Source organism: Aeromonas sp. FDAARGOS 1415 (assembly GCF_019048365.1).
GTDB classification, from domain to species: domain Bacteria; phylum Pseudomonadota; class Gammaproteobacteria; order Enterobacterales; family Aeromonadaceae; genus Aeromonas; species Aeromonas taiwanensis.
This window is the reverse complement of sequence record NZ_CP077363.1, coordinates 1,232,597-1,242,500: the sequence shown is the minus strand read 5'-3', so window position 1 is coordinate 1,242,500 and position 9,904 is coordinate 1,232,597. Positions and strand designations below refer to the sequence as shown.

Sequence of the window (9,904 nt, the reverse complement as noted above, 5' to 3'; positions counted from 1 at the left end):
AGCGACTTACATTTTGTAGCGAGGTTAACCGTATAGGGGAGCCGTAGGGAAACCGAGTCTTAACTGGGCGTCTAGTTGCAAGGTGTAGACCCGAAACCGGGTGATCTAGCCATGGGCAGGTTGAAGGTTGAGTAACATCAACTGGAGGACCGAACCCACTAACGTTGCAAAGTTAGGGGATGACCTGTGGCTGGGGGTGAAAGGCCAATCAAACTCGGAGATAGCTGGTTCTCCCCGAAAGCTATTTAGGTAGCGCCTCGGACGAATACTACTGGGGGTAGAGCACTGTTTGGGCTAGGGGGTCATCCCGACTTACCAACCCCATGCAAACTCCGAATACCAGTAAGTAATATCCGGGAGACACACGGCGGGTGCTAACGTCCGTCGTGAAGAGGGAAACAACCCAGACCGCCGGCTAAGGTCCCAAAGTTCTGGTTAAGTGGGAAACGATGTGGGAAGGCTCAGACAGCTAGGATGTTGGCTTAGAAGCAGCCATCATTTAAAGAAAGCGTAATAGCTCACTAGTCGAGTCGGCCTGCGCGGAAGATGTAACGGGGCTCAAACCAGGCACCGAAGCCGCGGATTTGCACTCAGTGCAAGTGGTAGGGGAGCGTTCTGTAAGTCTGCGAAGGTGTGTCGAGAGGCATGCTGGAGATATCAGAAGTGCGAATGCTGACGTAAGTAACGATAAAGGGGGTGAAAAGCCTCCTCGCCGGAAGACCAAGGGTTCCTGTCCAACGTTAATCGGGGCAGGGTGAGTCGACCCCTAAGGTGAGGCCGAAAGGCGTAATCGATGGGAAGCAGGTTAATATTCCTGCACGACTTGTAATTGCGATGGGGGGACGGAGAAGGCTAGGTGGGCCAGGCGACGGTTGTCCTGGTGAAAGTGCGTAGGTGGTGTTTCTAGGCAAATCCGGAGACACAACACTGAGACACGAGACGAACGCACTACGGTGCGGAAGCCATTGATGCCCTGCTTCCAGGAAAAGCCTCTAAGCTTCAGATTACAAGTCATCGTACCCCAAACCGACACAGGTGGTCGGGTAGAGAATACCAAGGCGCTTGAGAGAACTCGGGTGAAGGAACTAGGCAAAATAGTACCGTAACTTCGGGAGAAGGTACGCTCTTGTTGGTGAAGTCCCTTGCGGATGGAGCTGACGGGAGTCGCAGTGACCAGATGGCTGGGACTGTTTATCAAAAACACAGCACTCTGCAAACACGAAAGTGGACGTATAGGGTGTGACACCTGCCCGGTGCCGGAAGGTTAATTGATGGGGTTAGCGCAAGCGAAGCTCTTGATCGAAGCCCCGGTAAACGGCGGCCGTAACTATAACGGTCCTAAGGTAGCGAAATTCCTTGTCGGGTAAGTTCCGACCTGCACGAATGGTGTAACCATGGCCATGCTGTCTCCACCCGAGACTCAGTGAAATCGAATTCGCCGTGAAGATGCGGTGTACCCGCGGCTAGACGGAAAGACCCCGTGAACCTTTACTACAGCTTGGCACTGAACATTGAACCTACATGTGTAGGATAGGTGGGAGGCTTTGAAGGCGTGACGCCAGTTGCGCTGGAGCCGTCCTTGAAATACCACCCTTGTATGTTTGATGTTCTAACGCAGGGCCCTGAATCGGGCTCGCGGACAGTGCCTGGTGGGTAGTTTGACTGGGGCGGTCTCCTCCCAAAGAGTAACGGAGGAGCACGAAGGTTGGCTAATCCTGGTCGGACATCAGGAGGTTAGTGCAATGGCATAAGCCAGCTTAACTGCGAGACGGACAGGTCGAGCAGGTACGAAAGTAGGTCATAGTGATCCGGTGGTTCTGAATGGAAGGGCCATCGCTCAACGGATAAAAGGTACTCCGGGGATAACAGGCTGATACCGCCCAAGAGTTCATATCGACGGCGGTGTTTGGCACCTCGATGTCGGCTCATCACATCCTGGGGCTGAAGTCGGTCCCAAGGGTATGGCTGTTCGCCATTTAAAGTGGTACGCGAGCTGGGTTCAGAACGTCGTGAGACAGTTCGGTCCCTATCTGCCGTGGGCGTTGGATGATTGAAGGGAGTTGCTCCTAGTACGAGAGGACCGGAGTGAACGAACCTCTGGTGTTCGGGTTGTCACGCCAGTGGCACTGCCCGGTAGCTAAGTTCGGAATCGATAACCGCTGAAAGCATCTAAGCGGGAAGCGAGCCCTGAGATGAGTCATCCCTGACCCCTTGAGGGTCCTAAAGGGCCGTTGGAGACCACAACGTTGATAGGTGGGGTGTGTAAGCGCGGCGACGTGTTGAGCTAACCCATACTAATTACCCGTGAGGCTTAACCATACAACACCCAAGAAGTGTTCAGAGACTTGTAGCAGATACCGAGAACGAATAACTAAATCAGCTTTTTCAGATTGAAGATTTTGCCTGGCGGCAATAGCGCAGTGGAACCACCTGACCCCATGCCGAACTCAGAAGTGAAACGCTGTAGCGCCGATGGTAGTGTGGCATTCGCCATGCGAGAGTAGGACACTGCCAGGCACCCAATTAAACAGTGATGTGCAAAATCACGTTACTGGCTGCGAGGATGACACCTCAGAAGAAGCGGCAAAAGATTTAGCGCAAGCTAACCGAATGCGGAGCGGTAGTTCAGTCGGTTAGAATACCGGCCTGTCACGCCGGGGGTCGCGGGTTCGAGTCCCGTCCGCTCCGCCACTACTTAAGAAGCCCAGTCGAAAGACTGGGCTTTTTTTTTGTCTCTGCGATCTCTTTATCTCATCTCAGTTAGCCTGATTTCGTTGCCCCATCCCGTTTCATATTTATCTGAAATTCGCCGCCGCCCATGGTTGTCGCTATAATGGCCGCCCTCAAGCAAGGTGGTGGTATGAAAGCAGAGTATCTACAGCGATTCGGGGGCATAGCCCGTCTTTATGGTCAGGGTGCACTTGGTTCCTTCAGCCAGGCGAGAGTCTGCGTGGTCGGGATCGGCGGCGTCGGCTCCTGGGCGGCAGAGGCGCTGGCCCGTGCCGGCATCAACCAGATCACCCTGATCGACATGGACGACATCTGCATCACCAACACCAACCGCCAGATCCACGCCATGCAGGGCACGGTCGGTCGCCTCAAGACGGAGGTGATGGCCGAGCGCATCCGTACCATCAACCCGGATTGCGAGGTGATCGAGGTGGATGACTTCGTTACCGCCGACAACCTGGCCGAACATATCAAGCGGGAGTTTGACTATGTGGTGGATGCCATCGACTCGGTCAAGGCCAAGGTGGCGCTGATTGCCTTCTGCAAGCGCAACAAGATCCCGGTGATTGTGGCGGGCGGCGCCGGTGGGCAGATGGACCCGACGCAGATCACCGTGGCCGATCTGGCCAAGACCATTCAGGATCCGCTGGCCGCCAAGGTGCGCTCCGACCTGCGCCGGCTGCACAACTTCAGCAAGAATCCGGCGCGCAAGTTCGGGGTGGAGTGTGTCTTCTCTACTGAGCAGTTGAGCTACCCGGACGGGAATGGCGGTACCTGTCAGGCCAAGGCGGCCAGCGATGGCAACATGAAGATGGATTGTGCCTCCGGCTTTGGTGCCGTGACGCCGGTGACGGCCACTTTTGGCTTGGTTGCAGCGTCCCGGGTATTGAAGAAGATTGCCGAACGGGGGGCCCGCGCCGAGAAAGAGGCCGGGAATGAAGGCGCAGGGTCGATTGGTGAGGCCTGATCGGCCACTGAACAAGGCGGGTTAGACGGCCTGCTCCCGGATTGCCAACACGATTGCCCTGAGCCCGTTGCCCCGCGACGGGCTCAGGTGTTTCTCGAGCCCGATCTCGCTGAAATAGGCATCCATATCAAAAGCCTGGATAGCATCGGCAGTCTGATGATTGAGCGCCGCCAGTACGATGACGATGAGGCCACGCACGATGCGGGCATCTGAATCACAGGCAAAGTGCCAGTTGCCGTCCTCACCCACCTCTCCCTTTAGCCAGGCCTGGCTTTCACATCCCTTGAGGCGGAATTCCTCCTGCTGCCATTCGCCGGGTAGCGCGGGCAACAGCTTGCCGAGCTGGATGATGAGCCGGTACTGGTTCTCCCAGCCATTTGCCGCAGCAAACTGTCGGCGGATGCTATCTGCGTCGGGATCAAGGCCGATCCGGGTATAGGTTGCGAGGCTGTTCATCGGGTTGTCTGCCTTAGAAAAAGTCACTGAGTTTGTGCAGGGCGGCCAGCAGGGCGTCCACATCGTCACGGTTGTTGTAACAGGCGAGTGAGGCTCGCATTGTGCCGCCAATGCCAAGGCTCTCCATCAACGGCATGGCGCAGTGATGACCGACTCGCAGCGCTATGCCCTGCATGTCGAGCAGGGTGGCGGCATCCTGCGGGTGGATATCGTCGAGCAGGAAGGAGACGGCGCCTGCGCGCTGACCGGGTTCGCCGATGAGACGCAGGCCGGGGACCTGTTGTAGTCCCGCCACCAGATAATCGGTGAGCTCTTCCTCATGACAAGCCAGTGACGCTCTGTCTTGCTGCTCGATAAAGTCGATGGCGGCAGCCAGGCCGATGGCGCCAGCGATATGGGGGGTGCCTGCCTCGAACTTGAAGGGCAGGCTATTGAAGGTGGTGCCGCTGAAGCTGACTCTGTCGATCATCTCGCCGCCGGCCTGCCAGGGCGGCATCCGCTCCAGCAGTGCGGTGCGGCCCCACAGTACGCCGATGCCGGTCGGGCCGTAGAGCTTGTGGCCGGAGAAGGCGTAGAAGTCGCAGCCGATGGCCTGCACATCTACCTCCAGGTGAGCCACTGCCTGGGCACCGTCGATCAGGGTCAGGGCACCGACCGCCTTGGCGGCCGCCACTATCTGCTCAACTGGATTGACGGTACCGAGGGCATTGGAGACGTGAGCCACGCTCACCAGTCGGGTACGTGGTCCCAGCATGGCCAGATAGGCGGCCATGTCGAGATCGCCCCGTTCATCGAGGGGGACGACCCGGATGACGGCGCCGGTGCGCTGGGCAACCAGCTGCCAGGGGACGATGTTGGCGTGGTGTTCCAGGGTGCTGAGCACGACTTCATCCCCCGCCCTCAGCTCGCTCATCCCCCAGCTCTGGGCCACCAGGTTGATCGCCTCCGTGGTACCGCGGGTCCAGATCACCTCGTGGCTGCGAGGGGCATTGATAAAGCGGGCCACCGTCTCGCGGGCGGCCTCGAAGGCTCGGGTGGCCCGGCCGCTCAGTGCGTGGGCGGCACGGTGCACGTTGGCGTTGTCGGCTCGATAGTAGTGATTGATCGCATCCAGCACCGCCTGCGGTTTCTGGGTGGTGGCGGCGTTGTCCAGATAGATCAGAGGGTGGCCGTTGACCTCCTGTGCCAAGGCCGGAAACTGGCCACGCAGCAGGGCGTGCTGTTGCTGATTCATGCTCCCCTCATCTCATCTGGAAAAGTCGGTCATGATCCGGAAAATGGCGGGCAAACACAAGACGAAGTGACGGGCTCCCGTGTCCGGTTTCGGCTGCCCGCGGGATCTCTGCTACAATGCTGCCCCTCATCATAAGCCAAGAGATCCGGCCCATGAAGCTCAACCCCAATCAGAACGAAGCGGTCAAGTATGTCTCCGGCCCTTGCCTGGTGCTGGCGGGAGCCGGATCGGGCAAGACCCGCGTCATCACCAACAAGATTGCCTACCTGGTGCAGCAGTGTGGCTACAACGCGCGCAACATAGCGGCGGTCACCTTTACCAACAAGGCGGCGCGGGAGATGAAAGAGCGGGTCGGCCAGACCCTGGGTCGCAAGGAGGCGCGGGGGTTGATGGTCTCCACCTTCCATACCCTGGGGCTCGAGATCATCCGTCGTGAGCACAAGAGCCTGAACCTCAAGGCGAACTTCTCCCTGTTCGACGATACCGACCAGCTGGCCCTGCTGAAAGAATTGACCGAGGCCGAGCTCGACAACGACAAGGACAAGCTCTCCGCCCTCATCAGCCAGATCTCCAACTGGAAGAACGACCTCATCCTGCCTGCCCGCGCCATGCGCATCGCCCGCGGGCCGGAAGAGGTGCTGATGGCTCAGCTCTACGAGCGCTATCACCGGCAAATGGTGGCCTACAATGCGCTGGATTTCGACGATCTCATCGTGATGCCGACCCTGCTGCTCAAGAGCAACCAGGAGGTGCGCGAGCGCTGGCAGAACAAGATCCGCTACCTGCTGGTCGACGAATACCAGGACACCAACACCAGCCAGTACGAGCTGGTGAAGCAGATAGTCGGCGAGCGTGCCCGCTTCACCGTGGTGGGGGACGACGACCAGTCCATCTACTCCTGGCGCGGGGCCAAACCGCAGAACCTGGTGCTGCTGAACGAGGATTTCCCCAATCTGCGGCTCATCAAGCTGGAGCAGAACTACCGCTCGAAGCGGCGCATTCTCAAGTGCGCCAACATCCTGATCGCCAACAACCCCCACGTCTACGACAAGGCGCTCTTCTCCGAGCTGGACGAGGGGGTCAAGCTCAAGGTGCTGTTTGCCAAGAACGAGGAGCACGAGGCGGAGCGCATCGCCGCCGAGCTGATGGGCCACAAGTTCATGAACCGCACCCGCTTCAAGGATTACGCCATTCTCTACCGGGGCAACCATCAGTCGCGCATCTTCGAGAAGGCGCTGATGACCAACCGTATTCCTTACCGCATTTCGGGGGGCACCTCCTTCTTCTCCCGCACCGAGATCAAGGACATCATGGCCTACCTCAAGCTGCTGGTGAATCCGGACGAGGACACCGCCTTCCTGCGGGTGGTGAACCTGCCACGGCGCGAGATCGGTCCCACCACGCTCGAGAAACTGGGCCAGTACGCCAACCAGCGCGGCAAGAGTCTGTTTGCCGCCAGCTTCGAGCTGGGGCTGGAGCAGCACCTCTCCGGACGTGGCCTCACCGCCCTGCAGGCTTTCACCAACTGGCTGGTACGGCTCGGTGATCAGGCCCTGCGCGGCAACCCGGTGGAAGCGGTGCGGGACATGATCAAGGAGATCCACTACGAGGAGTGGCTCTACGAGACGTCTCCCAGCCCCAAGGCGGCGGAGATGCGGATGCAGAACGTCTCCACTCTCTATCGCTGGATCAGCGAGATGCTGGAGGGAGATGAGCTCGAGGAGTCGATGACGCTCGCCCAGGTGGTCACACGCCTCACTCTGCGGGACATGATGGAACGCAACGAGGGGGAGGACGAGGCGGATCAGGTGCAGCTGATGACATTGCACGCCTCCAAGGGTCTGGAGTTTCCCTATGTCTACATGGTGGGCATGGAGGAGGGGTTGCTGCCCCACCAGACCAGCATCGACGAGGACAACGTGGAGGAGGAGCGTCGCCTCGCCTACGTGGGGATTACCCGGGCCCAGGCCGAGCTGACCTTCACCCTCTGCAAGGAGCGGCGCCAGTATGGCGAGTCGGTGCGGCCGGAGCCGAGTCGCTTCCTGCTGGAGTTACCCCAGGATGACCTGGAGTGGGAAAACCAGAAGCAGGTGAGCGCCGAGGAGCGCCAGCAGAAGGGGCAGATGGCGGTGGCCAACCTGCGCGCCATGTTCAAGAAGGATTGATGTCGGAAGGTATCATTTCCCGACCCGTCTGACTCAGCAGGGGCAGGATGTCCGCTCCCGGCAGCGGGGGGGAGATGTGGCGCCCCTGCCCGAGGGCACAGCCGAGTTCGATCAGCTTCATCAGCTGCTGCTGGTTTTCGATGCCCTCGACCACCAGAGTGAAATCGAGATCCTGACAGATGTCGCGCATGGCGCGGATCAGCGCGAGATCCCTGGGGGAGTTCATCATGCGGTGGGTGAAGCTGTCATCCACCTTGATGTAGTCCACCGGGAAGTGGAACAGGGCGTTGAGGGAGGAGAAGCCGGTGCCGAAGTCATCCAGGCTGATCTGGATCCCCTTGGCCCTGAGCTCATGCAGCGCGGTGAGCGAGTCGGCACTCTGCCTGGAGATCTCGCGCTCGTTGAACTCGAAGATGAAATAACCTGGAATGACTCCCTCCTCCTCCATGATGCCGACCAGTCGCATGATCTGATCGCGGCTGGCCAAATGCTTGCCGGAGAGATTGAGGGCTATCTTGAAGCGACTGTTCCCCGAAACCGGCAACCATAGCTTCAGCTGCTGGCAGGTGCGCCTCAGGATCTGGCGATCCAGATCCTGGATGAGGCCGCACTGCTCGGCCAGGGGAATGAAGTCGAAGGCATCCTTGAGTTCCCCCTCCTCGGTGATCCAGCGCGCCATCACCTCCAGGCCGACCAGACGGCTGTCGCACAGCCGGATCACCGGCTGGAAGTAGGGGACGACCCTGCCTTCCCGCAAGGCCCTGAACAGCCGCTCCTCCGGTGAGCCGGCATGCTCGGTGCAGGCCTCGGAATACATGACGATGCGGCTGCGGCCGTTGCGTTTGGCCTGATACATGGCGAGATCGGCCTGGTGCAGCAGTTCGCTGATGTCGGCGGTCTGCTCCGACACACTGGCCACCCCCAGGCTGATAGTAATGGTCAGCTCATTGCCCTGCAGCCGGAACGGGTGGGCAATGCGGGCAAGGATGCGGTTGAGCACGGGGCTGATGTCCGCTTCCCGCTGGCTGTTGTCGAGATAGATGACAAATTCGTCCCCCCCGAGCCGTGCCACCATGTCATTTTGCCTGATGCAGCTCTGCAGGCGGTTGCCCAGCTCCTGCAGCAGCTGATCCCCTGTGCTGTGTCCCAATGCGTCATTGACCTGCTTGAAGTGATCCACATCGGCGAAGATCAGGGTGAAACCGGCGCTCTGGTAACGGCGGTAGCGTGTCATGGCATGGTGAAGGTGATTCATCAGCAGGGCCCGGTTTGGCAGCTGGGTCAGGGGGTCGTGCAGGGCGTTGAACTGGAGCCGCCGCTCCAGCTCCTGGTAGTGCTTGAGTCGTTTCTGCAGCCTGAGGTTGGTTTGGCGAAGCTGCTGGAGCCGCTGGTTGATGGACTCTTCCGAGTTGAGAGCATCCAGTTGTTGCCGGACTCTTTTCAGCTCCAGCAGCAGGGTCAGCTGATGGCGCAGGAAGTCGAGAAACAGCCTGTCATCGGCTGCCAAAGGTTGGGCCGTGTTGATGATGAGGTGAGCAAAATACTGTTGTTGCTGGCGCAGGGGCAGACTGTACCAGTAGAGGCCGGCGTCGTGGCGCTCGATGCTGTTGGTGCTGTGGCACAGGGCCTGGAGAATATCGTCATCGTACGAGAGGTGCGTCGGGTAGAGCCGATCCAGGCGCTGGTTCTCCAGCCGGATCAACAACATGTCGCTGACGGCCAGCATCTGGCGCAGCACCGCCTCCAGCTGGGCAAACAGGGCATGCTGCGGCAGGTTGTGAGCGAGCCGCATGATGCGGCCGATCTTCTCTATTTTTTCCTGCCAGTGGGGATCCCGCTGCATGAGGGGGGAGGCCTGCCCAGCCAGCTGGGCGCCGGCCTGGGTCTCGTGCAGGCGCTTGGCCAGGCACTCCAGCAGCAGCCGCAGGCTGGGTGTCTGCTCCGGGGTCGTGCGGGCCAGCAGCCACTGTACCTCGAGGTGCTCCACGATCTGCACGCACCAGCCCTGGTGCTCATCGAGCCGGGTGAGCTGTTCCGTGAGGCGGGGTTCTTCCCGTCCCAGCTGCTGCTTGAATGCCTCGGGCAGCTGATGTTCGTGCAACCAGCGCAGGCCACCGTTGACCAGCCCCAGCATGGCAAAGTGTTGCAAGGGGCAGAGTCTGTCCAGCTGGGCAACGAGTCTGGCGTAATCTTGGGGGGCGGCGATGCCGGGAGCGGGAAAATCCATGATGGATGAGATGACCGCCAGCAAAGAGGAGGAGTCTGGCGGCGTGGTGGACTGGACTGACATGCAATGCTCCCGAATCAACTTACCTTCAAGCGTAGTCGGAAGTGCTTGGATTGAAAGGGCTG

Annotated in this window: 5 protein-coding genes, 1 tRNA gene and 2 rRNA genes (1 of these 8 only partly in view); 5 read left to right on the top strand and 3 right to left on the bottom strand. The window is 59.6% G+C overall.

Annotated elements, in window-relative coordinates; translation table 11 throughout:
• From I6L45_RS05980 to tcdA, 4 genes are all read left to right on the top strand, one after another.
• A 23S ribosomal RNA gene (locus I6L45_RS05980) occupies positions 1 to 2,319 on the top strand; it begins 570 nt to the left of the window's first position.
• Positions 2,320 to 2,402: 83 nt separating this feature from the next.
• Positions 2,403 to 2,517: ribosomal RNA gene (gene rrf, locus I6L45_RS05975) — 5S ribosomal RNA — on the top strand.
• 97 nt (positions 2,518 to 2,614) lie between these two features.
• Positions 2,615 to 2,691 (top strand) — tRNA-Asp (locus I6L45_RS05970).
• Positions 2,692 to 2,860: 169 nt separating this feature from the next.
• A complete protein-coding gene (tcdA, locus tag I6L45_RS05965; protein ID WP_216983694.1) occupies positions 2,861 to 3,697 on the top strand; it encodes a tRNA cyclic N6-threonylcarbamoyladenosine(37) synthase TcdA in 837 nt (278 codons plus the stop codon).
• 21 nt (positions 3,698 to 3,718) lie between these two features.
• Here tcdA and I6L45_RS05960 read toward each other — a convergent pair whose 3' ends face one another.
• Both I6L45_RS05960 and I6L45_RS05955 read right to left on the bottom strand, forming a co-directional pair.
• Positions 3,719 to 4,153 carry a SufE family protein gene (locus tag I6L45_RS05960; protein ID WP_216983693.1) on the bottom strand — a complete coding sequence of 145 codons (435 nt, stop codon included), beginning with the start codon at positions 4,151 to 4,153 and terminating at the stop codon, positions 3,719 to 3,721.
• Between the two features lie 13 nt (positions 4,154 to 4,166).
• A complete protein-coding gene (locus I6L45_RS05955; protein WP_216983692.1) occupies positions 4,167 to 5,387 on the bottom strand; it encodes an aminotransferase class V-fold PLP-dependent enzyme in 1,221 nt (406 codons plus the stop codon).
• 152 nt (positions 5,388 to 5,539) lie between these two features.
• Here I6L45_RS05955 and rep point away from each other — a divergent pair, with 152 nt between their 5' ends.
• Complete coding sequence (rep, locus tag I6L45_RS05950) at positions 5,540 to 7,552, top strand: DNA helicase Rep (RefSeq protein ID WP_216983691.1); 2,013 nt, start codon at positions 5,540 to 5,542, stop codon at positions 7,550 to 7,552.
• On the opposite strand, the gene I6L45_RS05945 is transcribed toward rep, so the two are convergent.
• Entirely contained in the window at positions 7,539 to 9,842 is a 2,304-nt protein-coding gene (locus I6L45_RS05945; RefSeq protein WP_216983690.1) for a bifunctional diguanylate cyclase/phosphodiesterase, read from the bottom strand. The two genes, rep and I6L45_RS05945, sit on opposite strands and share 14 nt — an antisense overlap.
• Positions 9,843 to 9,904 lie beyond the last annotated feature (62 nt).